General features: G+C 71.4%; 21 protein-coding genes. 6 read left to right on the top strand and 15 right to left on the bottom strand.

Features of this window, described 5'->3' with window-relative positions:
* Positions 1-143: 143 nt before the first annotated feature.
* Complete coding sequence (locus tag OIE49_RS13620; RefSeq protein ID WP_326802550.1) at positions 144-671, top strand: universal stress protein; 528 nt, start codon at positions 144-146, stop codon at positions 669-671.
* Positions 672-810: 139 nt separating this feature from the next.
* On the top strand, positions 811-1,377 hold the full coding sequence (locus OIE49_RS13615; RefSeq protein ID WP_326802549.1) for a GPR1/FUN34/YaaH family transporter: 567 nt from the start codon (positions 811-813) through the stop codon (positions 1,375-1,377).
* Between the two features lie 201 nt (positions 1,378-1,578).
* Here OIE49_RS13615 and glmS read toward each other — a convergent pair whose 3' ends face one another.
* Complete coding sequence (glmS, locus tag OIE49_RS13610; protein ID WP_326802548.1) at positions 1,579-3,396, bottom strand: glutamine--fructose-6-phosphate transaminase (isomerizing); 1,818 nt, start codon at positions 3,394-3,396, stop codon at positions 1,579-1,581.
* A gap of 13 nt (positions 3,397-3,409) precedes the next feature.
* Positions 3,410-3,667, bottom strand: a complete 258-nt coding sequence (locus tag OIE49_RS13605; protein WP_100569203.1) for a hypothetical protein — start codon at positions 3,665-3,667, stop codon at positions 3,410-3,412.
* Positions 3,668-3,974: 307 nt separating this feature from the next.
* On the opposite strand from OIE49_RS13605, the gene OIE49_RS13600 reads away from it, so the two are divergent.
* Positions 3,975-5,564 (top strand): beta-N-acetylhexosaminidase, encoded by a 1,590-nt coding sequence (locus OIE49_RS13600; RefSeq protein ID WP_401737785.1) that lies wholly within the window; start codon positions 3,975-3,977, stop codon positions 5,562-5,564.
* 103 nt (positions 5,565-5,667) lie between these two features.
* On the opposite strand, the gene OIE49_RS13595 is transcribed toward OIE49_RS13600, so the two are convergent.
* From OIE49_RS13595 to OIE49_RS13545, 11 genes are all read right to left on the bottom strand, one after another.
* Positions 5,668-7,437 (bottom strand): IucA/IucC family protein, encoded by a 1,770-nt coding sequence (locus tag OIE49_RS13595; RefSeq protein WP_326802547.1) that lies wholly within the window; start codon positions 7,435-7,437, stop codon positions 5,668-5,670.
* A complete protein-coding gene (locus OIE49_RS13590) occupies positions 7,434-7,964 on the bottom strand; it encodes a GNAT family N-acetyltransferase (protein WP_326802546.1) in 531 nt (176 codons plus the stop codon). The genes OIE49_RS13595 and OIE49_RS13590 overlap by 4 nt, the downstream gene beginning before the upstream one ends.
* On the bottom strand, positions 7,961-9,244 hold the full coding sequence (locus tag OIE49_RS13585) for a lysine N(6)-hydroxylase/L-ornithine N(5)-oxygenase family protein (protein ID WP_326802545.1): 1,284 nt from the start codon (positions 9,242-9,244) through the stop codon (positions 7,961-7,963). Before OIE49_RS13585 ends, OIE49_RS13590 begins: the two co-directional genes overlap by 4 nt.
* Positions 9,228-10,670 carry a lysine decarboxylase DesA gene (desA, locus tag OIE49_RS13580; RefSeq protein ID WP_326802544.1) on the bottom strand — a complete coding sequence of 481 codons (1,443 nt, stop codon included), beginning with the start codon at positions 10,668-10,670 and terminating at the stop codon, positions 9,228-9,230. The genes OIE49_RS13585 and desA overlap by 17 nt, the downstream gene beginning before the upstream one ends.
* A 120-nt stretch (positions 10,671-10,790) precedes the next feature.
* The gene (locus OIE49_RS13575; protein ID WP_326802543.1) at positions 10,791-11,681 is read right to left on the bottom strand and encodes a siderophore-interacting protein; all 891 of its coding nucleotides are present in this window, start codon (positions 11,679-11,681) and stop codon (positions 10,791-10,793) included.
* Positions 11,682-11,746: 65 nt separating this feature from the next.
* Positions 11,747-12,796 (bottom strand): ABC transporter substrate-binding protein, encoded by a 1,050-nt coding sequence (locus OIE49_RS13570; RefSeq protein ID WP_326802542.1) that lies wholly within the window; start codon positions 12,794-12,796, stop codon positions 11,747-11,749.
* A gap of 340 nt (positions 12,797-13,136) precedes the next feature.
* Positions 13,137-13,475, bottom strand: coding sequence for a hypothetical protein (locus OIE49_RS13565; protein ID WP_326802541.1), 339 nt, complete (start codon positions 13,473-13,475; stop codon positions 13,137-13,139).
* 150 nt (positions 13,476-13,625) lie between these two features.
* Positions 13,626-14,786 carry an acyl-CoA dehydrogenase family protein gene (locus OIE49_RS13560; protein ID WP_326802540.1) on the bottom strand — a complete coding sequence of 387 codons (1,161 nt, stop codon included), beginning with the start codon at positions 14,784-14,786 and terminating at the stop codon, positions 13,626-13,628.
* Between the two features lie 6 nt (positions 14,787-14,792).
* Entirely contained in the window at positions 14,793-15,743 is a 951-nt protein-coding gene (locus OIE49_RS13555; protein WP_326806221.1) for a hydroxymethylglutaryl-CoA lyase, read from the bottom strand.
* 14 nt (positions 15,744-15,757) lie between these two features.
* Positions 15,758-17,776 (bottom strand): acetyl/propionyl/methylcrotonyl-CoA carboxylase subunit alpha, encoded by a 2,019-nt coding sequence (locus OIE49_RS13550; protein ID WP_326806220.1) that lies wholly within the window; start codon positions 17,774-17,776, stop codon positions 15,758-15,760.
* A gap of 17 nt (positions 17,777-17,793) precedes the next feature.
* Positions 17,794-19,410 carry a carboxyl transferase domain-containing protein gene (locus OIE49_RS13545; RefSeq protein ID WP_326802539.1) on the bottom strand — a complete coding sequence of 539 codons (1,617 nt, stop codon included), beginning with the start codon at positions 19,408-19,410 and terminating at the stop codon, positions 17,794-17,796.
* Positions 19,411-19,518: 108 nt separating this feature from the next.
* Here OIE49_RS13545 and OIE49_RS13540 point away from each other — a divergent pair, with 108 nt between their 5' ends.
* From OIE49_RS13540 to OIE49_RS13530, 3 genes are all read left to right on the top strand, one after another.
* Positions 19,519-20,127 (top strand): SACE_7040 family transcriptional regulator, encoded by a 609-nt coding sequence (locus tag OIE49_RS13540; RefSeq protein ID WP_326802538.1) that lies wholly within the window; start codon positions 19,519-19,521, stop codon positions 20,125-20,127.
* Between the two features lie 99 nt (positions 20,128-20,226).
* Positions 20,227-21,384, top strand: coding sequence for an acyl-CoA dehydrogenase family protein (locus OIE49_RS13535; protein WP_326802537.1), 1,158 nt, complete (start codon positions 20,227-20,229; stop codon positions 21,382-21,384).
* Positions 21,385-21,398: 14 nt separating this feature from the next.
* Entirely contained in the window at positions 21,399-22,295 is an 897-nt protein-coding gene (locus OIE49_RS13530) for an acyl-CoA thioesterase (protein ID WP_326802536.1), read from the top strand.
* A gap of 15 nt (positions 22,296-22,310) precedes the next feature.
* Here the strand turns inward: OIE49_RS13530 and OIE49_RS13525 are convergent, their stop codons facing one another.
* Together OIE49_RS13525 and OIE49_RS13520 are read right to left on the bottom strand one after the other, a co-directional pair.
* A complete protein-coding gene (locus OIE49_RS13525) occupies positions 22,311-23,099 on the bottom strand; it encodes a phosphatase (RefSeq protein WP_326802535.1) in 789 nt (262 codons plus the stop codon).
* A gap of 62 nt (positions 23,100-23,161) precedes the next feature.
* Positions 23,162-25,117, bottom strand: a complete 1,956-nt coding sequence (locus OIE49_RS13520) for a PucR family transcriptional regulator (RefSeq protein ID WP_326802534.1) — start codon at positions 25,115-25,117, stop codon at positions 23,162-23,164.
* Positions 25,118-25,160: the final 43 nt, after the last annotated feature.

The following is a 25,160-nucleotide window of genomic DNA, read 5'->3' as shown; positions in this document are numbered from 1 at the left end:
ACCGCCACGGAGAGTGCGCGGGATCTGGGCTAAGGAGGCGTGCCGCCGTACCCTTGGGGGTATGGGGACGGGAAGACCATTCCCGGACACAGCTTCGCCGCAGACTGTCGTCCCCGACAAAGGATCACCTCGCCGAGACAGCCATGGCCGGTCACGAATTCTTCGAACCCGCGGACCGCAAGCGACCGCTCGCCGACCCCACGGCGGCCGATCCCCTGGCGGCGGAAGAGTCACGCCATCCCTGCGATCCGGCGTTCAAGCACGGCGTCGTCGTCGGCTTCGACGGGTCCACCTCCAGCGAACGTGCCCTCGCCTATGCGATCGGCATGGCGCATCGCACCCACTCGGGCCTGATCATCGTCCACGTCGCCAACCGGCTGCCCACCACGGTGTGGGCGGGGTGTGAGCCCCCCGTCTTCGTGGACGTGCCGGACCACCGCACCGAGGTCCTCGGCCTCGAACTCGCCTGCGCGGAGTACCTGGCGGAGGTGCCGTGGATCCTCGTCGAGCGCGGCGGCGACATCTGCCACGAACTCGAAGAGGTCGGCAAGGAGTACGAGGCGGACGCGATCGTCGTGGGCTCCACGCACGGGCTCGTGGGGCGCCTGTTCGGCTCGGTGGCGGGCCGGCTCGCCAAGCGCGCGCAGCGGCCGGTCGTCGTCATCCCCTAGCCGGCTCCCTCCGCTGACTCCCCTTCTCTTCACGGCGCGTACGTTTCCGCGAAAATACCGGCACGCAGAGGTGTTTGTGCCCTTGTGAAGGGCATATACCGGTCACCGCACAACTGCGCAGGCATGAAGGGAGCTTGCCGTGGCCAACGACGTCTCTGCGGGAAGCACCACGACCACCATCCTCGGCCGACTCGCCCTCGGTGTGACCCTGCTGGCCTTCGGCCTCGGGTACACCGAAGTCATCAACGGAGTGACGGCGAACGACGCGGTGACACTCGCTCACTATGTGGGCGGCGTCGCGCTGTTCGTCGCCGGACTGCTGGCCTTCCGCGATCGCGACACCGCGACCGGTACGGCCTACGGCGCACTTGGCGCCCTCTGGTTCACCTGGGCCGTCTCGGCGGGAAGCCAGGTGTCCGCCAACGGCGCGGGACTCTTCCTGCTCCTGTTCGCCCTCGTGGCCCTGACGTTGACGCTCGCCGGCGGCGATGTCCTCGGCCAGGGCACCTACGGTCTGTTCTTCGTCTCTCTGGTGCTGCTCGCCATCGCACGGTTCGCCGACACCGGCGGTCTGGCGAAGGTGGGCGGCTGGTTCGCCGTGGCGGCGGGAGCGGTCGCCTGGTACGCGGCGACGGCGGCGCTCGCCCACTGGCCCACGGAACTTCCGCGGCGCGCTGCGGGCCGGGGGGTGACGGCCACCGGTTAGCTGCGCGGGCTGGGGAGTTGGGATGCTCCCCGGCCACGGAAACGGACCCCCGCGTGGTGGGAGGCACACGTGGGGGTCCGGTCTGTTTGTTCTGCCCGTGCGGGTGCGTGGGGGCTGGTCGCGCCCACGCGGCGGAGCCGCATGTCGATGCAGCCCCGCGCCCCTTCGGTGCGCCCCTGCGAGGCGACCTACAGGGGGCTGCTACTCCACCGTCACCGACTTGGCGAGGTTCCTGGGCTTGTCGATGTCACGGCCCAGGGCCAGGGCCGTGTGGTAGGCGAGGAGTTGGAGGGGGATGCCCATGAGGATGGGGTCGAGCTCGTCCTCGTTCTTGGGCACGACGATCGTCTGGTCGGCCTTCTCCTGCTCCTGGTGGGCGACGGCGAGGATCCTGCCGCTGCGGGCCTTGATCTCCTCCATGGCCGCGCGGTTCTTCTCCAGCAGGTCGTCGTCCGGCACGATCGCCACCGTCGGCAGGGCGGGCTCGATCAGGGCCAGCGGGCCGTGCTTGAGCTCGGAGGCCGGGTAGGCCTCGGCGTGGATGTAGGAGACTTCCTTCAGCTTCAGGGAGGCCTCACGGGCCACCGGGTAGCCCCGGACCCGGCCGATGAAGAGCATCGAGCGCGCGTCGGCGTAGTCCCGGGCCAGCCGCTCGATCTCCTCCTCCTGCTTCATGATCTCGGAGATCTGCTCAGGCAGCTTGCGCAGTCCCTCGATGATCCGCTTGCCGTCGCGCACCGACAGGTCGCGGATGCGGCCCAGGTGCAGGGCGAGCAGCGCGAAGGCGACGCAGGTGTTGGTGAAGCACTTGGTGGACACCACGCAGACCTCGGGCCCGGCGTGGACGTAGATGCCGCCGTCCGCCTCGCGGGCGATGGCGGAGCCCACCACGTTGACGACGCCGAGCACCCGCGCGCCCTTGCGCTTGAGCTCCTGCACGGCCGCCAGCACGTCGTACGTCTCACCGGACTGGGAGACCGCGATGTACAGCGTGTCGGGGTCGACCACCGCGTTGCGGTAGCGGAACTCGGAGGCCGGCTCGGCGTCGGCGGGGATGCGGGCCAGCTCCTCGATCATCTGGGCGCCGATCATGCCGGCGTGGTAGGAGGTGCCGCAGCCGAGGATCTTCACCCGGCGCACCGCGCGCGCCTCGCGGGCGTCGAGGTTGATGCCGCCGAGGTGCACCGTGGCGAACCGGTCGTCGATCCGGCCGCGCAGCACCCGGTCCACGGCCTCGGCCTGCTCGTGGATCTCCTTGTGCATGTAGGTGTCGTGGCCGCCCATGTCGTAGGAGGCCGCCTCCCACTCCACGGTGGTCGGCTCGGCGGTGGTGCGGGTGCCCTCGGTGGTGTACGTACGGAAGTCGTCGGCCTTGAGGGTGGCCATCTCGCCGTCGTCGAGGGTGACGATCTGCCGGGTGTGGGTGACCAGCGCGGCGATGTCGGAGGCGACGAACATCTCCTTCTCGCCGATGCCGAGCACGACCGGCGAGCCGTTGCGGGCCACCACGATGCGGTCGGGGAAATCGGCGTGCAGGACGGCGATGCCGTAGGTGCCCTCGACCATGCGGACGGCGGCGCGGACCTTCTCCTCCAGCGTCTCCGCCTCGGAGCGGGCGATGAGGTGGGTGAGCACCTCGGTGTCGGTCTCGGAGAGGAACTCCACGCCGTCCGCCTGAAGCTTGCGGCGCAGGTCGGAGGCGTTGTCGATGATGCCGTTGTGCACGAGGGCGACCTTGTTGTCGGCCGACATGTGCGGGTGGGCGTTCACGTCGGAGGGGGCGCCGTGGGTGGCCCAGCGGGTGTGGGCGATGCCCGTGGTGCCCTTGAAGCGCGCCGGCACCTTGGCCTCCAGGTCGCGGACCCGGCCCTTGGCCTTGACCATCTTCAGACCCGCCGTCTTCGGCGAGGTGACGGCGATGCCCGCGGAGTCGTAGCCGCGGTACTCCAGACGCTGAAGGCCTTCCAGGAGCAGGGGAGCGACGTCACGCTTGCCGATGTATCCGACGATTCCGCACATGTACAGGTACCCCTCAGCCGTAGACGATCCGGCGCAGCTGCCGGAGGGAGAGTTCCGGCGGTGCCACCGCGCGGTACTGCAGGTCCGCCCCGATCCGTTCGAAGATCTCCGCGTTCACCAGGCCCTGGGCCTGGAGTTCGCGGTGGCGGCGACGGACGAACCCCTCGGTCGTCTCGTCGAAGTAGGCGAGCACGTCCTGGACCACCCGGAGTGCCTCGCCCCGGTTCAGGGGCGTGGACCGCGTCAGATGATCAACAAGTTCGTCGTGCACCCGGTGGATTCTGGAGTAAGGGGCGGGCTTTCGCAAGAAACCTGCCCGATTTCGGGCAGGAGAGTGTCGGTGGGGCCGTTCGGGGAGGCCCGCGACGATGCCGGCGAGCGTGAGTGTGCGGGCCCCGGGCGCCGTCGTCCAGGACTCGCCTGCCGTCGCTCTGGATGATTTCCGTCATCGGGAGATTGTTTCGCCGCATCTGCGGGAGAGTGGTCTATACCGTCGGGGCTCCGTGGAGTCCCCGAGCCGAACGAAGGGCGCGCATGTGAGACGGCACCACAGCACGACTCCCCGCGGAATCCGGAGGATGCCCAGGACCAGCCGGGCCCTGGGTTCGCTGCTGCTCGTGGCCGCGGCCGGGGCCTTCGCCGTGGGCGCGGCGCCCGCCGGTGGGGCTGCGCCCGCGCCGGCCGCGACACCGCTGGGCCAGGTGGTCCCGGCCCCGGCCTCCGTCCAGGCGGGCGGAAACCCGTACCGCGTCACGGCGGGCACCCACATCCGCGTCGACGGCTCCCCGGAGGCGCGCCGGGTGGGCGAGTACCTCGCGGACGTCCTGCGGCCCTCCACCGGCTACCGCCTGCCGCTGACCACCCAGGGCAAGGGCGGCATCCGCCTGCGGCTGGCCAAGGGGGCGTACGGCGCCGAGGGCTACCGGCTGGACAGCGCGGCGAGCGGAGTGACGATCACCGCGGGGGAGCCGGCCGGCCTCTTCCACGGAGTGCAGACCCTGCGGCAGCTGCTGCCCGCCGCCGTCGAGAAGAAGTCCGTGCAGCCGGGCCCGTGGCTGGTCGCCGGCGGCACCATCCAGGACAGCCCGCGCTACGCCTACCGGGGCGCCATGCTCGACGTCTCCCGGCACTTCTTCACCGTCGCGCAGGTCAAGCGCTACATCGACGAACTCGCCCTCTACAAGATCAACGAGCTGCATCTGCACCTGAGTGACGACCAGGGCTGGCGCATCGCCGTCGACTCCTGGCCGCGCCTGGCGGCCCACGGCGGCTCGACGCAGGTCGGCGGCGGCACGGGCGGCCACTACACCAAGGCCGACTACCGGGAGATCGTCCGCTACGCCGCCTCCCGCCATCTGGAGGTCGTCCCCGAGATCGACATGCCCGGCCACACCAACGCGGCCCTCTCCTCCTACGCGGAGCTGAACTGCGACGGCAAGGCTCCCCCGCTGTACACCGGCACCGAGGTCGGGTTCAGCTCGCTGTGCGTGTCCAAGGAGATCACCTACGACTTCGTGGACGACGTCGTCCGCGAGCTCGCCGCCCTCACCCCCGGCCGTTACCTGCACATCGGCGGTGACGAGGCGCACTCCACCAGCCACGACGACTACGTGAAGTTCATGGACCGGGTGCAACCCGTCGTCGCCAAGTACGGCAAGACGGTGATCGGCTGGCATCAGCTGACCGGCGCCACCCCGGCCAAGGACGCGCTCGCCCAGTACTGGGGCCTGGACTCCACCAGCGCGGCGGAGAAGGCCCAGGTCGCCCGGGCCGCGCAGAACGGCACCGGGCTGATCCTGTCCCCGGCCGACCGGGTGTACCTGGACATGAAGTACACCAAGGACACCCCGCTCGGACTGGCCTGGGCCGGCTATGTCGAGGTGCGGCGGTCCTACGACTGGGACCCGGGCAGCTACGTGCCGGGCGCGCCCGCCTCCGCGATCCGCGGTGTCGAGGCGCCGCTGTGGTCGGAGACCCTGTCCACCTCCGCCGACATCGACGCCATGGCCTTCCCCCGGCTGCCCGGCGTCGCCGAACTCGGCTGGTCGCCCGCGGCCACGCACGACTGGGACACCTACAGGACGCGTCTGGCGGCCCAGGCGCCGCGCTGGGACGCGCTCGGGATCGGCTACTACCGCTCCCCGCAGGTGCCCTGGCCGGCGCGGTAAGGACAGCGGCGGGAACAGCGCCAGGAACACACGCGACGGGAACACACGCGACGGGCACCCCGGAGGACCGTACTCCGGGGTGCCCGTCCGTCCGGGCCGGAACTCAGCGCCCCGCGAGGGGATTGCGCAGGGTTCCGACGAGCTGGAGCGCCCCGGAGGGGTCCGCGAGGTCCACCATCTGCCGGTTGTCGCGCAGTTGGAGCCGGTTGAGGCAGGACAGCGCGAACTCGGGGGCGAACAGGTCGTACCGCGCGAACTTCCAGGCGAGTCCGGGCACCGACTCCTGGTACTCGCGGACCGCCTCGGCCACCGCCTGCCAGAAGTCGTCCTCCTCCAGGATCCCCTCGGTGGCGAGAGTCGCGGCCAGGAAGCGGAAGAAGCAGTCGAAGACGTCCGTGAACAGGGACAGCAGCTTCTGCTCGTCCGGGACCTCCACCCGGATCCGCCGCACCTCGGGCGGCAGCGCGGCGTCCGGGTCGAGGACCGCGATCTCCTCGGCGATGTCCTTGAAGACCGCCCGCCGCACCTCGCCGTCCTCCAGCACCAGGATCACGTTCTCGCCGTGCGGCATGAACACCAGGTCGTAGGCGTAGAAGCTCTGCAGGAGAGGGGTGAGGTAGGCGCGCAGACAGCCGCGCAGCCACTGCCGCGGGGACAGTCCGGAGCGCTCGATCAGGGCACCCGCGAAGGACGCGCCCTCGTGATCGACGTGCAGCAGCGAGGCCATGGTGGCCAGGGACTCGCCGTCCCGCAGCGAGGGCACCGGGCTCTCGCGCCACAGCGCGGCCAGCATCTTCCGGTACGGCGAGTAGCGGTCCGTGGCCTCCTCGTACTCCAGGTGCCGGTAGCCGACGGCCGCCCGCTCGCGGATGATCGTCAGACCGGTCGACTTCAGCACCGGATCGTCGGCGATGAGCTGGGCCAGCCAGTCGTTGATGGCCGGGGTGGCCTCCATGTAGGCGGCCGACAGCCCGCGCATGAAGCCCATGTTGAGCACGGACAGCGCGGTCTTGACGTAGTGCCGGTGCGGGTTCGTGCGGTTGAAGAAGGTCCGGATGGACTGCTGGGCCAGGTACTCGTCGTCGCCCTCGCCCAGGCAGACCAGGTGCCTGCGGGCGATCTCGGCGGCGAAGGTGACGGTGAGCTTGTTCCACCACTGCCAGGGGTGGACGGGCATGAGCAGGTAGTCGGCGGGGTCGAGGCCCTGGCCGGTGAGCCGGGCGTGGAAGCGCTCGACGGTCTCCGCGCCCAGCTCCTCGCGCAGGAACGCCTCGTACTCGATGCCGACGCCCGCCGTGAACGCCGCCCGTGAGCGGTGCGCGGCCAGCCACACCAGCCGGACGGGGTTCGCGGTCTCGGGGGCGTACGACAGGTACTCGTGGACCCCGAAGCCGAGCCGCCCGTTGTTGGCGACGAAGCAGGGGTGGCCCTCGGTCATGCCGCTCTCGATGTCCTGGAACGAGCCCTTCGCCAGCTCGGCGGAGGTGACCCGCGGCTTGGCCAGCTTGTAGCAGGTGCTCGCCAGGGTGGAGGAGATCTCCTCCAGGTAGACCGGCAGGATCTCGTCGCTCAGCCCCAGCGACGCCTTGAACTCGATGAAGAAGTCCATTGCGGCTAGGGGAAGTTCGACGCCGTCGCGCCGGCGGGTGATCGAGTCCGGGTCCACCTGCCAGTGGTCGAGGGCGCGGCGGACGGCGGTGAAGCGGTAGCGGGTGAGACCGTCGTCGCTGTCGACGGCGAAGTGGCCGCCGTCCGGCCGGGGGGCGAGCAGCCGCTCGTGCGTGAACTCGGCGAGCGCCTTGCGTATGAGCAGGCGGTTGGCGGTCTCCCAGTGCTCCGGGGAGAGGTGGGACACGGCGTCGGCGAGGGTCATGCGGCCACCCCCGTCGCCGCGGTGAACCGCTCCCGGGTGCAGAAGCTCAGCAGGGCCGTCTTCTCGGGCTTTTCGACCTCGCGCTCCGGAACGAACCCGACGGCCGAGTTCAGCGCCTGCACGGCCGTGTTGCGCACGTCGGGCTCCACCACGACCCGTCGGGTCGCCGGATCCTCGAACAGGTGCCGCATCACGGCGGTGAGCACGGCCCGGGTGAACCCGTGCACGGGCGTGTCGGTCGGCGCGACCAGGAAGTGCATGCCGACGTCACCGGGCTCCGGCTCGTACAGCCCCACCAGCTCGCGGTGGGCGGGGTCGTACCGCTCCATCAGGAAGGCGGGCTCGCCGTCGTGCAGGCCGACGAAGGCGTCGTGGTGGGGGTCGGCGGCGATCTCCATGTAGGCGCGCTCGACGTCCGTGAGCGTGGCGTCCTGCATCATCCAGAACGCCGCCTTGGGGTGGGTGACCCAGCCGTGCAGCAACTCGGCGTCCTTCAGCGGGTCGAGCGGACGGAACGTGAGGGTCATGCGGCGAACTCCTGGAAGGCGATGGACTTCTCGACCGGGTAGTGCTCGGTGCCGAGCAGCTCGCGGATGATGCAGCTGTTGCGGTACGCGCCCATGCCCAGGTCGGGGCTGGTGACGCTGTGGGCGTGCACGCCGCCGTTCTGGAGGAAGACGCCCCGGCCGGTGACGTCGATGGCGTAGTTGCGGCCGATGTCGTGGTTGCCGTGGGAGTCGTAGCGCAGCCGGTCCCGGATCGGCTTCAGGAACTCCGGTTCGGTGTACCGGTAGCCGGTGGCCAGGACCAGGCCCTCGGTGCGCAGCTCGAAGTCCTTCCCCTGCTCCTCCTGGTGGAAGGTGAGGGTGTAGGCGCCGTCCTGGTGAGTCGCCCCGGTGAGCGCGGAGTTGGTGAGCAGACGGGTGGGGACCGGGCCGGAGAGGTTCTTCTGGTAGAGCAGGTCGAAGATCTCGTCGATCAGCGTGCCGTCGATGCCCTTGAACAGGCCCTTCTGCTGCTCGGTGAGGCGGTAGCGGGTCTGCTCCGGCAGCGCGTGGTAGTAGTCGATGTACTCCGGGGAGGTCATCTCCAGGGTGAGCTTGGTGTACTCCAGCGGGAAGAACCGCGGGGAGCGGGTGACCCAGTTCAGCCGGTAGCCGTGGACGTCGATCTCGCCGAGCAGGTCGTAGTAGATCTCGGCGGCGGACTGGCCGCTGCCCACCAGCGTGATCGACTCCCTGCGCTGGAGCTCCGCCTTGTGCTCCAGATAGCGGGAGTTGTGCAGGAAGTCGCCGCTCAGGCCCCGGCAGGCGTCGGGGAGGTACGCGGGGGTGCCCGTGCCGAGCACCAGACGGCGGGCGCGGTACGCGGCTCCGGTGTGCGTGCGCACGGTGTACAGCTCGTCGCCCTCGTCGTACGTCACCTCGGTGACCGTCGTGCCGAAGCGGACGCTGCTCAGCCGGGACGCCGCCCACCGGCAGTAGTCGTCGTACTCGACGCGCAGCGGGTAGAAGTTCTCCCGGATGTAGAACGAGTACAGGCGGCCCTTCTCCTTCAGGTAGTTGAGGAAGGAGAACGGGGAGGTCGGGTCGGCCAGGGTGACCAGGTCCGACATGAACGGGGTCTGGAGGTGGGCGCCGTCGAGAAACATGCCCGAGTGCCACTCGAAGTCGGGCTTGGACTCCAGGAAGACGCCGTTCAGTTCGGCGATCGGCTCGGTGAGGCAGGCCAGGCCGAGGTTGAAGGGGCCCAGGCCGATGCCCACGAAGTCATGGGTCTCGTACGGGGCTTCAGGACGCGCGGTCAAGGGACTCTCCCAGGTACTGCTCGGCGTGGCCGGCGATCAGATCGAGGACGGCGGTGAGGTCGTCGGTCGTGGTCTCGGGGTTGAGCAGGGTGAACTTCAGGTAGTGGCGGCCGGCGACCTTGGTGCCCGCTACCGCCGCGTCGCCGGAGGCGAACAGGGCCTTGCGGGCATAGAGGTTGGCGCGGTCGATCTCGCCCGGGTCGGTGACGGCCGCCGGGACGTAGCGGAAGACCAGGGTGGACAGCGACGGTTCGACGACGACGTCGAACCGCGGGTCGGAGGCGAGCAGTTTCCAGCCCGCGGCGGCCAGGTCGCACACCTCGTCGAAGAGCTGCCCGATACCGTCGGCGCCCATCACGCGCAGGGTCATCCACAGTTTCAGGGCGTCGAAGCGGCGGGTGGTCTGCAGGGACTTGTCGACCTGGTTGGGGATGCGCTCGGTCACCGCGCGGCGCGGGTTGAGGTAGTCCGCGTGATAGGTGGCGTGCCGCAGGACCGAGGCGTCCCGGACCAGCACGGCGGAGGAACTCACAGGCTGGAAGAAGGACTTGTGGTAGTCGATGGTGACCGAGTCGGCGCGTTCGATGCCGTCGAGCAGCTCGCGGCGGGTGGGGGAGACCAGCAGACCACAGCCGTAGGCCGCGTCGACGTGCAGCCAGGTGCCGAACCGGTCGCACAGCTCGGCGATTTCGGGCAGCGGGTCGATGGAGCCGAAGTCGGTGGTTCCGGCGGTGGCGACCACGGCCATCGGGACCAGTCCGTCGCGGTGGCAGCGCTCCAGCTCGTGGGCGAGCGCGAGGGTCTGCATGCGCTTGTCGTGGTCGACCGGGACGACGACCACCGACTCGGCTCCGAGACCGAGCAGTTGCGCGGACTTGCGCACACTGAAGTGGCTCGCCTCGGAGGTGAGGATCCGCAGCTCGGAGAGCGGCGTGCCGTCGGCCTCCTCGCGGGCCAGCAGCAGCGCCTGGAGGTTGGACTGGGTTCCGCCCGAGGTGAACACGCCGTCGGCGCCGGGGCCGAGGCCGATCCGGGCGGCCGTCCAGTCGATGAGCTTGCGCTCGATCAGGGTGCCGCCCGCCGACTGGTCCCAGGTGTCGAGGGAGGAGTTGACGGCCGACAGCACGGCCTCGCCGAGCACCGCCGGGATGACGACGGGGCAGTTGAGGTGGGCGAGGTAGCGGGGGTGGTGGAAGTAGACGGCGTCCTGGAGGTAGACCTCCTCCAGCTCGTCGAGGGCCGCCGTGGTGTCGTTCAGCGGCCGGTCCAGGTCGATCCGCTCGATGCGGGGCGCGAGGGCGTCGGGGGTCACGCCCGTGAACGGCCGCTCGGTGGCGGCCAGTCGGGCGGCCACCCGCTCCACTCCTTCTTTCACGGACCGGCGGTAGTGCTCCGCGGTCTGGTCGTTGAGCAGGTGTGAGCGCATGTGGGGGGTCCTCCGGTGGGGTGGGGACGGTCCATGTGGGACGGGAAAGCGGCGCGCGTTTACTTAAGTTAGCCTAACCTAAGTTGATCTACGCCCGGTGTTGCCCCGCCGTGACCGGTGTCACTCCTGCGTGCGCAACTGCTCCTCGCTCAGACCGTGCCGCCAGTAGCCCACGAAGGTGACGCGGCGACGGTCGGTTCCGCGCTCGCCGACGAAGTGCCGGCGCAGCGCCCGGACGCACCCGGACTCGCCCGCGAGCCAGACGTACGGCCGCTCGCCGATGGGGAGTCGGGTGCCGCGCAGCGCGTCGAGCGCCATGGGGGACCCCTCCGGGCGGCCGGGTTCGCGCACCAGCCAGGTGACGTCGGCGTCGGCGTCGGTCGCCGCCTCCTGGATGTCGCCCGCGTGCCCCACCTCCAGCCAGGCGCGCACCCGCGTGCCGGCCGGCAGGGACTCCAGGATCGCGGTCGCGGCGGGGACGGCGGTCTCGTCGCCCCACATCACCACCAGATCGGTGTCCTCGGGCGGGCGGAAGCGGATCGCCCGGTTGTCCGCGACCGCCGGGCCGAGCAGCAGGACGCGGTCGCCGGGCGTGGCGCGGGCGGCCCAGCGGGACGCGGGCCCGGCGGGTGCCGCGGCGCCCGGCTCCAGGCCGTGCAGGGCGAAGTCGATGTCGATCTCGTCCGGGTCGCGGCGCAGCGACCGCAGGGTGTACGAACGCATCACCGCCCTTACGTCGTCGGGGAGTTCGCGCCAGCCCTGCCACCAGCCTCCCCCACTCTCGGCTTCGCTCGAGCGGGGGGACCCCCAGCCGAGTTCGAGCGGCACCACCGGCTCGGTCTGGCCCGGCTGCGGCAGGAACAGGGAGAGGGACTGGTCGCGTCCGTCGGAGTGGAAGGCGTGCAGGTCGGGCCCCGCGAAGGTGACCCGGACGAGAGACGGGCCGAGCCGCCTTGTCCGTACGACCTGGAGGGAGAAGAAACGGAACGGGGCGGCCACGGCCGTCGTCATGGATGCTCCTGAGTCGGCGTCAGGGCGCCTGTATGTGGGGGGTGGTGGAGCGGAGGCGGGGCGGGTCAGGCGACCTTCTTCGCCGTCTCGATGGCCTTCGCGAGGTCCTCGAGCAGCGGGGCGCACTTGTCGTAGGACAGGATCGGCTCGGGGTTGCGCGCGATGACCTGCCGCGCCTTGACTGCGGGGAGCTTCTTCCAGGTGCCCTGGGTGATGTCGGGGGGCTGGATGGCCGAGGTGCGGTTGTCCATCATGATGATGTCCGCCGCGTACTTGTCGGCGTTTTCCCAGCTCAGGGACTCGTACCAGCCGCCGCCCTCCTTCTTGGCGTTCTCCGGGGGCTCGACGAAGTTCACGCCGAGTGCCTTGAAGTACTCCAGGTCGATGGAGAGGTTGGTGCCGGAGACATAGAACAGGTCCTGGCTCGCGGAGCCCGCCAGTACCTTGATGTCCGGCTTCGCCCGGGCAGCGGCGCGCAGCCGGGCGGCCGCGTCCTCGAACCGCTTCCTGGCCCGCTTCACCTTGTCGCCGGTGACATCGGCGCCGAGCGACTTGGCCAGCGCGAGCATGCGCTCCAGCGGCTCCGTCAGCTGCCGGTCGTAGACGGAGACGCCGACGGTGGGGGCGCCGACGGCGAGGATCTTCTTCGACGACTCCTCCGGGACGTACCAGAGGGTGCCCGCGTCGTCGAACATGGTGGAGACGAGCAGGTCGGGGGCGAGGGACGCGTACTTCTCGATGTTGAACTGGCCCCACTCGTTGCCGAGCACCGTCACCTTGCTGACGTCCATGTCGCCGGCCTGCACATCGGCCTTGCCGTCCTTGGTCGTCGTCGGGCCGAAGACGCCCTCGACCCGGACGCCGTAGTCGTGCAGCGCGGCGGCGACCCCGACGAAGGCGACGATGCGCGAGGGGGTCTTGTCGGCCTTCACGGTCTGCCCGCGGTCGTCCTTGAACGACCACGTGCCGGACGCGCCCTTGGCCGCCTTGCCACCCGAACCGCCGCTTTTCGCGTCGCCGTCACCGCAGGCTGCGAGCACGGCACCGAGGCCGAGGGCGCCGCCCGCGGTGAGGATGCCGCGGCGGGAGAGAAGGGTGGCACGGGCGTTGGGCATGGGTGTGACTGCTTTCGAACGGGGCGGAGCGCCCGCCGGACAAAATCGAAGCCAGGTTAGCCTAACCTTAGTGATTGACCAACGGTCGTCTACCTCGATCGAGGGCATGGACGCGCGGCCGGGCCGATCGCCTCACGGGGCTCCGGGTCAGCCGAATGGGGGGCCGGTGCCTCAGACGGCGGCGCGCTGCCTGCGGCTCAACGCATCGGTGGCGGTCCGGCGTTGACCGGACAGGACGTCGACAGGCGCGCCGGCCCCCTTGCCGGGCCCCGCCTCCCAGCCGTGGACTGTGCTGTCCTGCGGTGCCGTACACGCTCGCGCCACGCCGTACGGCATCCGTTCAGCCGAGCCCGAGTCCCACGAAGCAGGGGGCGAGGGTCGCCGTCACGCACGCCAGCCAGTACGGGTACGGCGGCGGGACGGTGAACAGCCTGCGCCGTAGCCAGATGTTGACCAGTGTCCAGATCCCCGCGAAGCCGGCCACCACGGGTACGACGATGACCAGCCAGAGCAGCATCCCGTCGTCCTCGTTCGGGTCCTGGATCGTCAAGCCCAGCTCGGCCAGCGGGCCGTTGGACAGGACGTACCAGACCAGGAAGATCGGCACGATCGCCGGAATCCCGAGCAGCAGATTGACCGCCATGGGAACGAAGGACTTCCATGGCTGCGCGTTCTTCACGGGACCTCCGGGCTCAGCCGGCGCGGCTGAGCTTGTTGCAGTTCTCCAGGACGTTGTACCAGCCGTTCTGAGGCTGGTGCGGTGCGTCCGTCTGCCGGCTGCCGGGCGGATGGGGTCGGTGAGGCTCCATCCGCCCGGCAGCCGCGGAGATCAGCCGGTCAGCCCCAACTCCCGTGCGATCAGCATCCGCTGCACCTCGCTCGTGCCCTCGCCGATCTCGAGGATCTTGGAGTCGCGCCACATGCGGGCCACCGGATACTCGTTCATGAAGCCGTAGCCGCCGTGGACCTGGGTCGCGTCGCGGGCGTTGTCGACGGCGATCGTCGAGGAGTAGAGCTTGGCCAGGGCGGCCTCCTTCTTGAAGGGCTCACCGGCCACCAGGCGGTAGGCCGCGTCGCGCCAGGCGAGACGGGAGGTGTGGGCCTTCATCTCCATGTCGGCGATCTTGAACTGGATGGCCTGGTTGGAGCCGATGGGCTTGCCGAAGGCGTGGCGCTCCTTGGCGTACTTCACCGACTCGTCGACACAGCCCTGCGCCAGCCCGGTCGCCAGCGCCGCGATGGCGATCCGGCCCTCGTCGAGGATGCGCAGGAACTGCGCGTAGCCGCGGCCCTCCTCGCCGAGCAGGTTCGCCGCCGGCACCCGGACGTCGGCGAAGGACAGCTCACGGGTGTCGGAGGCGTTCCAGCCGACCTTCGAGTAGGCGGGCGCCACCGTGAAGCCGGGGGTGCCGGAGGGGACGATGATCGCGGAGATCTGCGGGCGCCCGTCGGGCTTGCGGCCGGTCACCGCCGTCACCGTCACCAGTCCGGTGATGTCCGTGCCCGAGTTGGTGATGAAGCACTTGGTGCCGTTGATCACCCACTCGTCGGTCTCCGGGTCGAGCCGGGCCGTCGTGCGGGTCGCGCCCGCGTCCGAGCCGCCGTCGGGCTCGGTGAGGCCGAAGGCGCCGAGTATCTCGCCGGAGCACAGCCGCGGCAGCCACTCGCGCTTCTGCTCCTCGGTGCCGAAGAGGTGGATCGGCATGGCGCCGAGCGAGACCCCGGCCTCCAGTGTGATGGCGACCGACGAGTCCACCCGCGCCAGTTCCTCGAGGGCGATGCCCAGCGCCAGGTAGTCGCCGCCCATGCCGCCGTACTCCTCCGGGAACGGCAGCCCGAACAGGCCCATACGGCCCATCTCCCGCACGATCTCGTACGGGAACTCGTGCCGCTCGTAGAAGTCGCCGATCTTCGGGGCGACGACGTCGTGGGCGAACTGCTCCACCGTACGGCGGAGTTCCTCCAGCTCGGGGGAGAGACGGTGGTTCATGGTCGATCACTGCTCCTTGTGGGAGAGGGCACGGAGGGTGCGGGAGGGGCTGGGGCGGCCCAGCCGTTCGGCCATCCACGCGCTGGTGGCGGTGAGGCGGCCGAGGTCGACTCCGGTCTCGATGCCGAGACCCTGGAGCATCCACACGAGGTCCTCGGTGGCGAGGTTGCCGGTGGCGGACTTGGCGTACGGACACCCACCGAGACCGCCCGCGGAGGCGTCGACGGTGGTGACGCCGTGCTGGAGGGCGGCCAGGGTGTTGGCGAGTGCCTGGCCGTAGGTGTCGTGGAAGTGCACGCCGAGCGCGGAGGTCGGCACGTGCCGCTCGTTGAGCGCGGCCAGCAGCTCCAGGACGTGCCCCGGGGTGGCGACACCGATCGTGTCCCCGAGGCTCAGCTCGTCGCAGCCCATGTCCAGGAGTGCCCTGCACACATGGACGACCTGGTGGATCGGGACGGCGCCCTCCCAGGGATCGCCGAAGCACATGGAGACATAGCCGCGGACATGGGCGCCCTCCTCCTTCGCGCGGGCCACCACGGGTTCGAAGACCGCGAGCGACTCCTCCACCGTGCGGTTGAGGTTGGCCTTGGCGAAGGACTCGGTGGCGCTGGCGAAGACGGCGATACGGTCCGCCCCCAGCGCGAGCGCGCGATCCAGTCCGCGCGCATTGGGCACGAGGACCGGAAGACGCACCCCCTTCAGATCCTTGACCTGCGGGAACAGTGCCTCCGCGTCCGCCAGTTGGGGAACCCACTTCGGGTGGACGAAGCTGGTGGCCTCCACGGTCGTCAGACCCGCGTCGGCGAGGCGGCGGATGAACTCCGCCTTGACGTCGGTCGGTACGGTCGCCTTCTCGTTCTGCAGTCCGTCGCGCGGCCCGACCTCGTGGATCCTGACCCGCGCGGGCAGGTCGGGCGCCGTGACCACCATCGGGAGGCCGGTCTCCGGGGCGCTCATGCCGTCCGGGGCGGTCATGCCGTCTCCTCCTCCGCCGGGGCGATGACCGCCAGGACCTGGTCCATGGCGACCGTCGCGCCCGGTGCGACGTCCAGTTCGGTGACGGTGCCGGCGTGCGGCGCGGAGATGACGTGCTCCATCTTCATCGCCTCGACCACCAGCAGGCTCTGGCCCGCCACCACCTCGTCGCCGACCGCGACCTTCACCACGGTGACCGTGCCCGGCATGGGAGCGGTGAGCGAGTCGGCGCCGGAGTGGGCCGCGCGGCTGAGCGAGGCGGCCACCGGGTCGTGGTCGCGCACGTGCCAGACGTCGCCGTCGCGGCCGAGCCAGGTGCCGTCCGGCGTGGTGGCGAAGGTGTGTACGACGCCGTCCAGTTGGAAGGTGAACCGGTCGTCGGTGCCGGCTCGCGGGGGCAGGCCCCCGGACGCCCGGCGAGGTGTACCGGACCCGTCCGTCAGCACCTCGGCTCCGCCGTCTGGCGTGCGGCGCACGCGTACGGCGACCGGCTCGTGTCCCGGCACGCGCAGATGGTGGACCGTCCAGGCCGGCTCGCCGCCCAGGCGCCAGCCGTCCGCGGCGGAGAACGGGTCCACCCAACCGGTCGCCCGGGCCGGGCCGAGCGCCGCCTGACGCAGCAGCGCCGCGGCCTCGTACACCTCCGCCGGCACCTCCGTCGGGACCAGCTCGTCGACCACTCGCTCGACCAGGCCCGTGTCCAGTTCGCCCGCCACGACGGCCGGGTGGGCCAGCAGCCGGCGCAGGAACCCGGCGTTGGTCTGCACGCCCAGCGTGACCGTCCCGGCGAGGGCCGCACGCAGCTTCCTGAGCGCGGTGGCGCGGTCCGGGCCGTAGGCGATCACCTTGGACAGCATCGGGTCGTACAGGCTGCCGACCTCCGTGCCCTCGCTGAGCCCGGAGTCGGTGCGTACGCCCTCGCCCTGCGGCTCGCGCAGTGCGAGCACCGTGCCGCCCGAGGGCAGGAACCCGCGTGCCGGGTCCTCCGCGCACAGACGGGCCTCGATCGCGTGACCGGTCAGCCGGACGTCCTCCTGGGCGAACGCCAGCGGCTCACCCGCCGCCACCCGCAGCTGCCACTCCACCAGGTCGAGCCCCGTGATCAGCTCGGTGACCGGGTGCTCCACCTGGAGGCGCGTGTTCATCTCCATGAAGAAGTACGCCGCCGGGTCGCCGCCGGGGACGATGAACTCCACCGTGCCCGCGCCCCGGTAGCCGCAGGAACGGGCCGCCTGGACCGCGGCCTCGCCCATCGCGGCCCGGGTCTCCTCGTCGAGGAGCACGCTCGGCGCCTCCTCGACGATCTTCTGGTGGCGGCGCTGGAGGGAGCACTCGCGCTCGCCGAGGTGCACCACGTTGCCGTGCCCGTCGGCCAGGACCTGGATCTCGATGTGCCGGGGGCGGTCGACCCAGCGCTCGACCAGCAGCGTGTCGTCGCCGAAGGAGGCGCGAGCCTCACGACGGGCGGCGGCGATCTCCTCGTCGATCAGGCCGGCGTCCCGCACCAGCCGCATGCCCTTGCCGCCACCGCCGGCGGACGGCTTCAGCAGCACCGGCATGCCGATCTCGCGGGCCGCTTCGGCGAGTTGAGCGTCGGTGAGCCCGGAGCCACTGGAGCCGGGTACCACCGGCACCCCGGCCGCCTTCACCGTCTCCTTCGCGCGGATCTTGTCGCCCATGAGGGAGATCGCGTCCGCCGGAGGGCCGATGAAGACCAGCCCGGCCTCCTCGCAGGCCCGCGCGAACCCGGCGTTCTCCGCCAGGAAGCCGTACCCGGGGTGGACGGCCTGCGCGCCGGTGCGGGCGGCGGCCTCCAGGATCCGCTCGACGGACAGATAGCTCTCGGCCGCGGGCGCCGGTCCGATCCGGACCGCCGTGTCGGCCTCCCGGACGTGCCGGGCGTCGGCGTCGGCGTCGGAGAAGACGGCCACCGAGCGCACACCGAGCGCGCGCAGCGTACGGATGACCCGGACGGCGATCTCGCCCCGATTGGCCACCAGAACCGTTTCGAACATCGTCACGAGGTCCCCCCTCACATCCGGAAGACGCCGAACTGGGGGTCACCCAGTGGCGCGTTGGCGCACGCGGTCAGGGCCAGGCCCAGCACCTGGCGGGTCTCCAGCGGGTCGATCACGCCGTCGTCCCACAGGCGGGCGGTGGCGTAGTAGGCGTTGCCCTGGTGCTCGTACTGGGCGCGGATGGGGGCCCTGAAGGACTCCTCGTCCTGCGCCGGCCACTCCTCGCCCCGGCCTTCGAGCTGGTCCCGCTTGACGGTGGCGAGCACGGAGGCGGCCTGCTCGCCGCCCATGACGGAGATCTTGGCGTTCGGCCACATCCACAGGAAGCGGGGGGAGTACGCCCGGCCGCACATGGAGTAGTTGCCCGCGCCGTACGAGCCGCCGACCACGACGGTCAGCTTGGGCACGCGGGTGCAGGCGACCGCGGTGACCATCTTGGCGCCGTGCTTGGCGATGCCGCCCGCCTCGTAGTCCTTGCCCACCATGAAGCCCGAGATGTTCTGCAGGAACAGCAGCGGGATCCCGCGCTGGTCGCACAGCTCGATGAAGTGGGCGCCCTTCTGGGCGGACTCGGCGAACAGGATGCCGTTGTTGGCGACGATCCCGACCGGGTGGCCGTGGATCCGGGCGAAGCCGGTGACGAGGGTCTGCCCGAACTCGGACTTGAACTCGGCGAAACGGGAGCCGTCGACCACGCGCGCGATGATCTCGCGGGCGTCGTAGGGGGTGCGGGGGTCGGCGGGCACCGCGCCGTACAGTCCCATGGGGTCGACCTTGGGTTCGACCGCCTCGGTGACCGTCCACGGCAGGGCGCCGCGCGCGGGCAGGGTGGAGACGATGTTCCGCACGATGCGCAGGGCGTGGGCGTCGTCCTCGGCGAGGTGGTCGGTGACGCCGGAGATCCGGGAGTGCACCTCGCCGCCGCCGAGCTCCTCGGCGGTCACGACCTCGCCGGTGGCCGCCTTCACCAGCGGCGGCCCGCCCAGGAAGATCGTGCCCTGGTTGCGGACGATCACGGCCTCGTCGCTCATCGCCGGGACGTAGGCGCCGCCGGCCGTGCAGGAGCCGAGGACCGCGGCGATCTGCGGGATCCCGGCCCCCGACATCCGGGCCTGGTTGTAGAAGATCCGCCCGAAGTGCTCCCGGTCGGGGAAGACCTCGTCCTGCATGGGCAGGAAGGCGCCGCCGGAGTCGACCAGGTACAGGCAGGGCAGGCGGTTCTCCAGCGCCACCTCCTGGGCCCGCAGGTGCTTCTTCACCGTCATCGGGTAGTAGGTCCCGCCCTTGACAGTGGCGTCGTTGGCGACGATCACGCACTCGCGTCCGCCGACCCGTCCGACGCCGGCGACGACCCCGGCGGCCGGTGCCTGGCCGTCGTACATCCCGTCGGCGGCCAGCGGGGCCAGCTCGAGGAACGGCGACCCGGCGTCGAGGAGGGTGTCCACGCGGTCGCGCGGCAGCAGCTTCCCGCGCGCGGTGTGCCGGGCGCGCGCCTTCTCGCCGCCGCCGAGCCGTGCGGCGGCGAGCTTGCCGCGCAGCTCCTCGGCGAGCGCGCGGTGTGCCTGTTCGTTGGCTCGCCAGGCCTCCGACGCGGGATCGGCCGCGCTCGTCAGCTCCGGTGCCTCGTGCATCCTTGCGGTCCCCTCACCCGGTGGCCGGTGCCCCCGACTGTTAATGAGCGTTAACGCGATTCCCCTCCAGGTTAACGAGCGCTAACCGTCCTGTCTAGAATTGCTTTCATGGCCACTCGAACCGATGCCCCCACCCGTCGCGAGCAGATCCTCAAGGAAGCGGCGCGGCTCTTCGCCGAACGCGGGTTCCACGGTGTAGGCGTCGACGAGATAGGCGCCGCCGTGGGTATCAGCGGGCCGGGTCTGTACCGGCACTTCGCCGGCAAGGACGCGATGCTCGCCGAGCTGCTGGTCGGCATCAGCGGTCAGCTCCTGACGGGGGCGAAGCGGCGTCTGGCCGAGGCCGACGGGGTGGCCGGGCCCGAGGCGGTGCTCGACTCCCTCATCGAGGGCCACATCGACTTCGCGCTCGACGACCGTCCGCTCATCACCTTGCACGACCGGGAGCTGGACCGCCTGCGGGACAGCGACCGCAAGCTGGTGCGCCAGCTTCAGCGGCAGTACGTCGAGCTGTGGGTGGAGGTGGTCCGGCGGGTCCATCCGGACCTCGGTGAGCCGGCCGCGCGGTCGGCCGTGCACTCGGTGTTCGGGCTGCTGAACTCCACGCCGCACCTGGGGCGGGCGGGTGTCCTGCCGGGGCGCGGGGACACGGCGGAGCTGCTGCACCGGATGGCTCGGGGGGCCTTCGCCTCCGCGGGGTCGCCCGCGGGGGGCTGAACGGTTCGCGGGTGCGTCCGGCCTCTTTACGAGGTTGTGTACTCGTCGGTATCTTTGGCTGAGCAAGCGCTTGGACAGTTGCTCTGTGGAGGTGGCGGCGTGCGGCGTGTGGTGTTCGGAGAGGATCACGAGGCGTTCCGGGAGACCCTTCGTGCCTTCATCGAGGCGGAGGTCGTGCCGGTCTACGACGAGTGGTGCGCCGCAGGGCAGGTCCCGCGCGAGTTCTACCACCGGCTCGCCGAGCTCGGTCTGTTCGGGATCAACGTTCCCGAGGAGTACGGCGGCGCCGGACTCCAGACCCACCGGTTCGAGGCCGTCCAGTACGAGGAGACCGCCCGCGCGGGCGTGACCTTCGGCGGGTCCGGCGTGCACGTCCTGCTCGCGCTGCCCTACCTCAAGATGCTCGCCACCGACGAGCAGAAGAAGCGCTACCTGCCCAGGTTCGTCTCCGGCGAGGAGATGTGGGCCATCGCGATGACGGAGCCCGGCACCGGCTCCGACCTCGCCGGCATGAAGACCACCGCCCGGCTCAGCGAGGACGGCACGCACTACGTCCTCAACGGCGCCAAGACCTTCATCACCGGTGGCGTCCACGCCGACCGGGTCATCGTCTGCGCCCGCACCGCCGCCCCGACGGCTGAGGACCGCCGCCACGGCATCTCCCTGTTCGCCGTGGACGCCCGGTCCGAGGGCTACTCGGTGGGCCGCAAGCTCGACAAGCTGGGCCTGAAGGCATCCGACACCGCCGAACTGGCGTTCACCGATGTCGAGGTCCCGGTCGAGGACCTGCTCGGCGAGGAGAACAAGGGCTTCTCCTACCTCGGCGCCAACCTGCCCTCCGAGCGGTGGGGCATCGCCTTCGGCGCGTACGCGCAGGCCAGGGCCGCCGTCCGGTTCGCCAAGCAGTATGTGCTGGAGCGCACGGTCTTCGGCAAGCCGGTCGCCCACTTCCAGAACACCAAGTTCGAGCTGGCCGCCTGCCAGGCCGAGGTGGACGCCGCGCAGGCCGTCGCCGACCGCGCGCTCGAGGCCCTCGACGCCGGTGAGCTGACCCCCGCCGAGGCCGCCTCCGCCAAGCTGTTCTGCACCGAGGTCGCCCACCGCGTCATCGACCGCTGCCTCCAACTGCACGGCGGCTACGGCTACATGAACGAGTACCCCATCGCCCGCCTGTACGCGGACAACCGCGTCAACCGCATCTACGGCGGCACCAGCGAGATCATGAAGTCGATCATCGCCAAGGACATGGGCCTGTAGGGGACGGCCGACGCATGAACCCGGCACTTCGGTCCCTGCTCGATCTGCTCGACCTGGAGCGGATCGAGCGGGACATCTTCCGCGGCCGGTCCCGCCACGCGGTCGTCCCGCGCGTCTTCGGCGGGCAGGTCGCGGCACAGGCGCTGGTCGCCGCGGGGCGCACGGTCCCCGCGGACCGGCACGCGCACTCGCTGCACGCCTACTTCCTGCGCCCCGGCGACCCGGGAGCGCCCATCGTCTACACCGTGGACCGCATCCGCGACGGCCGCTCCTTCACCACCCGCCGGGTCGTCGCGGTCCAGCACGGGCAGCCGGTCTTCCACCTCTCGGCGTCCTTCCAGACGTACGAGGAGGGCCTTGACCACCAGGCGCCCATGCCGCCCGCCCCGGACCCGGAGACCCTGCCCACCTCGCGGGAGCGGATGCGCGGCTACGGCCACCTTCCGCGCGAGGTCGTGGAGCGGTTCCTGGAGGCCCGCGAGGCCGTCGACCTGCGCTATGCCGACGAGCCGCCGTACGGCAGGTTCGGCGAGCCGCGCGAGCCGCACTCCCAGGTGTGGTTCCGCGCCGACGGCAAGCTCGACGGGGATATCGACCAGCCCCTCCTGCACGTCGTCCTCGCCACCTACGTCTCCGACATGACGCTGCTGGACTCGGTGCTGCTCGCGCACGGCCGCGGCGGCTGGGCGGTCGGCGACGTGGTCGGGGCCTCGCTGGACCACGCGATGTGGTTCCACCGGCCGTTCCGGGCCGACGAGTGGCTGCTCTACGACCAGGAGTCCCCCTCCGCGCACGGTGGGCGCGGCCTCGGCCAGGCCCGCATCTACACCCAGGACGGCCGGCTGGCGATCTCGGTGATCCAGGAGGGCGTGGTCCGCGTACCCCGGTCCGAGAACGCCCCGCCGACCTGATCCGGCACGAGCGCCCTAGCCCAGACCCGCCTGGTCCAGCAGGTACGCCGTCATCGGGTCGTAGTACCGGGGGCTGACCACATGGTCGTCGAGCGGCACGGTCACCTGGACGGTGCCCTCGGCCTCGGCGACGAAGAGGGCCGGGTCGTTGCAGTCGGCGTAGCCGACCGAGTCCACGCCGTGCTGACCGGCGTATCCCGCCCAGCCGTGGTCGGCGACGACCAGGTCGGGCAGCCGCCGGCCCTCGCGCTCCAGGCCGGTGAGGATGGCCCGCATCGGCTCGCCGGAGTGCGTGTGCCACAGGGTGGCGCCGTGCTCCAGCACGGCCACGTCCGCGAACTGCATGACGTATCCCTCGTCCGTCTGGAGCCCGTCCGGGATCACCACGATCTCGCAGCCGGCGGCGCGCAGGGCGGCGGCGGTGGCGCGGTGCACGTCGAGCAGGCCGCCGGGGTGACCGGTCGCGAACAGCACCCGCTGACTGCTGTCGGCGGCCTTGCGCAGCCGGCCGGCCATCCGCTCCAGGGCGTCGACGGTCAGTTCGGGGTCGATGGTGTCCTGGCCGTAGCGGTGCTCCGGGTCGTCGATGACACCGACGCGCTCCGCCATCACCGCCAGCACGTCCTGCTCGTCGCTCCAGCGGTCGCCGAGCTCCAGACCGAACCAGAAGTGGCGGTCGCCGTTCGCGAGCTTGCGGTAGTGGGAGAGGTTGTTCTCGCGAGGGGTGGCGACGTCCCCGGCGATACGGGTCCTCACGAGGTGGTCGACGAGCTCGGCGCGGCTGGGTGTCCCGGGTATCGGCATGGCTCCCATTGTGGTGCAGCTCTCTGTTCGCGTCGCCGATGTCCCGGCCGCTGGGACGCGGGTCACGCCCGCCGCAGGGCGAACCACAGCTCCATGCGGACGTCGGGGTCGTCCAGGTCGGTGCCGAGGAGGGCGGCGCAGCGGGCGATGCGCTGGCGGACGGTGTTGCGGTGCACGGACAGGGCGACCGCGGTGCGGTCCCAACTGCCGTGCAGGGAGAGCCAGGTGCGCAGTGTCTCGGTGAGCGCGGGGGTCGCGCCGAGCGGGGCGAGCAGGGCCTGGGCGTGGGCGTCGGCCTCGTCCCGCGGGAGCAGGTCGGCCAGGCCGGGGCGGGTGCCGTGGCCGACCAGCGCGGTGCGGGTGGCGCGGGCGCGGGCCAGGGCGCGGGCCGCCTGGGCGTCGGCCGTCGTCCAGTCGCCGGGGCCGACGGCGGTGCTCACCCCGAGGGCCCAGCCGGGCTGTGGTCCCGGCTCCCGCTCGGCGGGCAGCAGGACCCGTACGACCCCGTCGGTGAGGTCGACCAGGGCCGAGCCCAGGGCGGCGCCGAGCGCGGAGGCAGCCACGGCGTCGGCCGCCTGGGTGTCCGGCCGAGCGTGCACGACGACCCACCGTCCGGTCCCGAGCAGCGGCGCCACCTCCTCGGGCGGCGCGCCCAGCAGCACCCGCACCAGCGCCGAGGACCGGGCCGCCCCCGTACCGCTGCGGTGCTCGCCGGTGAGCAGCGAGAGCAGCACGGCGGCCACGGACGCGATGGTGTGGTCCCCGGGTTCGCGGTGCGGTGAGGCGACTCCGAGCACGAAGCCCTGCCCGGCGCCGAGGGCGTAGGCGGCGAGATGGCTGCCGGCGACGGTGTCGGTGGCGGAGGAGGGAACGGGCCGGGCGGCGACGGGAACGGGCCGGGCGGCGACGGGAACGGGCCGGGCGGCGACGGGAACGGCTGCCGCGATGGGCCGGCCGACCGGGGCCGGGGGAGACGGCGGGGGTGTCCGGCCGGTCGTGCCCGGTGGGGTCGCAGGAGAGGGCGAGGGTGCCCGGACGGTCGTGCCCGGTGGGGTCGCAGGAGAGGGCGAGGGTGCCCGGACGGTCGTGCCCGGTGGGGTCGTGGGAGACGGCGAGGGTGCCCGGACGGTCGTGCCGGGCGGGGTTGTGGCAGACGGTGGGTGCGTCCGGCCGGTCGTGCCCGGCGGGGTCGTAGGAGTCGGCGAGGCTGTCCGGCCGGTCGTCCCCTGCGGGGTCGTGGCAGACGGAGGGGGCGTCCGGACGGCCGCCCCCGGCGGGGTCGTAGGACACGGCGGAGGCGTGCGGACGGTCGTCCCCGGTGATGCCATGGTCGTCGGGGCCGGGCGGACCACGTCCGTCAGGTGGGCAAGCGCCTGGCGGGCCGTCTCGTGCGGGGCCCGGCCCGCCGAGGCGATCGCCGTGCCGTCCGGGCCGTACAGGACCCCCCAGCCGGACAGGCGCTGGGCCAGCTGGCGCAGCACGGAGGGGACGGGGTGGGGGCGGGACGCGGCGGCCGCGAGCCGCTGCTGCGCCTCCGTGACGCGGCGCAGTTCGGCCAGCCGGGCCTGCGCCATCAGCTGCCAGACCGCGCGCGCGACGCCGGAGAAGGTGGTCTGCGGCGGGACTTCGAGCAGCGGCAGGCCGTGGGCCTCGCAGGCCGCCACCAGGGCGGGCGGCACCGTGTCGTGCACCGGCGCCAGGCCGAAGCCGATGGCCGCGCCGCCCGCCGCCGCCACCCGGGAGACGTAGGTGTCGAAGTACGCCCCGGTGGCGTCCGCCGGGGTGACATGGACGCCGGCCGTCAGCAGCAGCTCGCCGCCCAGCAGGTACGGGTAGGGGTCGGCCATCTCCGAGGTGTGCGCCCAGTGGATCGCGGTGTCCGGGCCGGCCGGGCCGGCGATCCGGCGCAGCGCGAGGTCCTCCCGGGCCAGCAGGGCGGACAGCGGGATCGGTGGGGTCGGTGGGACGGCTGGGGCCAGGGGGACAGGTACATCCGGCACGATGTGCATTCCCTCCATACCGTCGCGACTCGAATGGATGAAAAGTACACTTCGCAGTCGC

The sequence above is a fragment of the Streptomyces sp. NBC_01788 genome (assembly GCF_035917575.1).
GTDB lineage: Bacteria > Actinomycetota > Actinomycetes > Streptomycetales > Streptomycetaceae > Streptomyces.
This window is presented reverse-complemented; position numbering and strand designations above follow the sequence as displayed.

What these genes read in the sequence shown, in the direction of transcription:
- OIE49_RS13620 (WP_326802550.1), top strand. Translation starts at nt 144, where the DNA reads ATGGCCGGTCACGAATTCTTCGAACCCGCGGACCGCAAGCGACCGCTC.
- glmS (WP_326802548.1), bottom strand. Translation starts at nt 3,396, where the DNA reads ATGTGCGGAATCGTCGGATACATCGGCAAGCGTGACGTCGCTCCCCTG.
- OIE49_RS13600 (WP_401737785.1), top strand. Translation starts at nt 3,975, where the DNA reads ATGCCCAGGACCAGCCGGGCCCTGGGTTCGCTGCTGCTCGTGGCCGCG.
- OIE49_RS13595 (WP_326802547.1), bottom strand. Translation starts at nt 7,437, where the DNA reads ATGACCCTCGCCGACGCCGTGTCCCACCTCTCCCCGGAGCACTGGGAG.
- OIE49_RS13590 (WP_326802546.1), bottom strand. Translation starts at nt 7,964, where the DNA reads ATGACCCTCACGTTCCGTCCGCTCGACCCGCTGAAGGACGCCGAGTTG.
- desA (WP_326802544.1), bottom strand. Translation starts at nt 10,670, where the DNA reads ATGCGCTCACACCTGCTCAACGACCAGACCGCGGAGCACTACCGCCGG.
- OIE49_RS13575 (WP_326802543.1), bottom strand. Translation starts at nt 11,681, where the DNA reads ATGACGACGGCCGTGGCCGCCCCGTTCCGTTTCTTCTCCCTCCAGGTC.
- OIE49_RS13570 (WP_326802542.1), bottom strand. Translation starts at nt 12,796, where the DNA reads ATGCCCAACGCCCGTGCCACCCTTCTCTCCCGCCGCGGCATCCTCACC.
- OIE49_RS13560 (WP_326802540.1), bottom strand. Translation starts at nt 14,786, where the DNA reads ATGAACCACCGTCTCTCCCCCGAGCTGGAGGAACTCCGCCGTACGGTG.
- OIE49_RS13555 (WP_326806221.1), bottom strand. Translation starts at nt 15,743, where the DNA reads ATGAGCGCCCCGGAGACCGGCCTCCCGATGGTGGTCACGGCGCCCGAC.
- OIE49_RS13550 (WP_326806220.1), bottom strand. Translation starts at nt 17,776, where the DNA reads ATGTTCGAAACGGTTCTGGTGGCCAATCGGGGCGAGATCGCCGTCCGG.
- OIE49_RS13545 (WP_326802539.1), bottom strand. Translation starts at nt 19,410, where the DNA reads ATGCACGAGGCACCGGAGCTGACGAGCGCGGCCGATCCCGCGTCGGAG.
- OIE49_RS13540 (WP_326802538.1), top strand. Translation starts at nt 19,519, where the DNA reads ATGGCCACTCGAACCGATGCCCCCACCCGTCGCGAGCAGATCCTCAAG.
- OIE49_RS13530 (WP_326802536.1), top strand. Translation starts at nt 21,399, where the DNA reads ATGAACCCGGCACTTCGGTCCCTGCTCGATCTGCTCGACCTGGAGCGG.
- OIE49_RS13525 (WP_326802535.1), bottom strand. Translation starts at nt 23,099, where the DNA reads ATGCCGATACCCGGGACACCCAGCCGCGCCGAGCTCGTCGACCACCTC.
- OIE49_RS13520 (WP_326802534.1), bottom strand. Translation starts at nt 25,117, where the DNA reads ATGGAGGGAATGCACATCGTGCCGGATGTACCTGTCCCCCTGGCCCCA.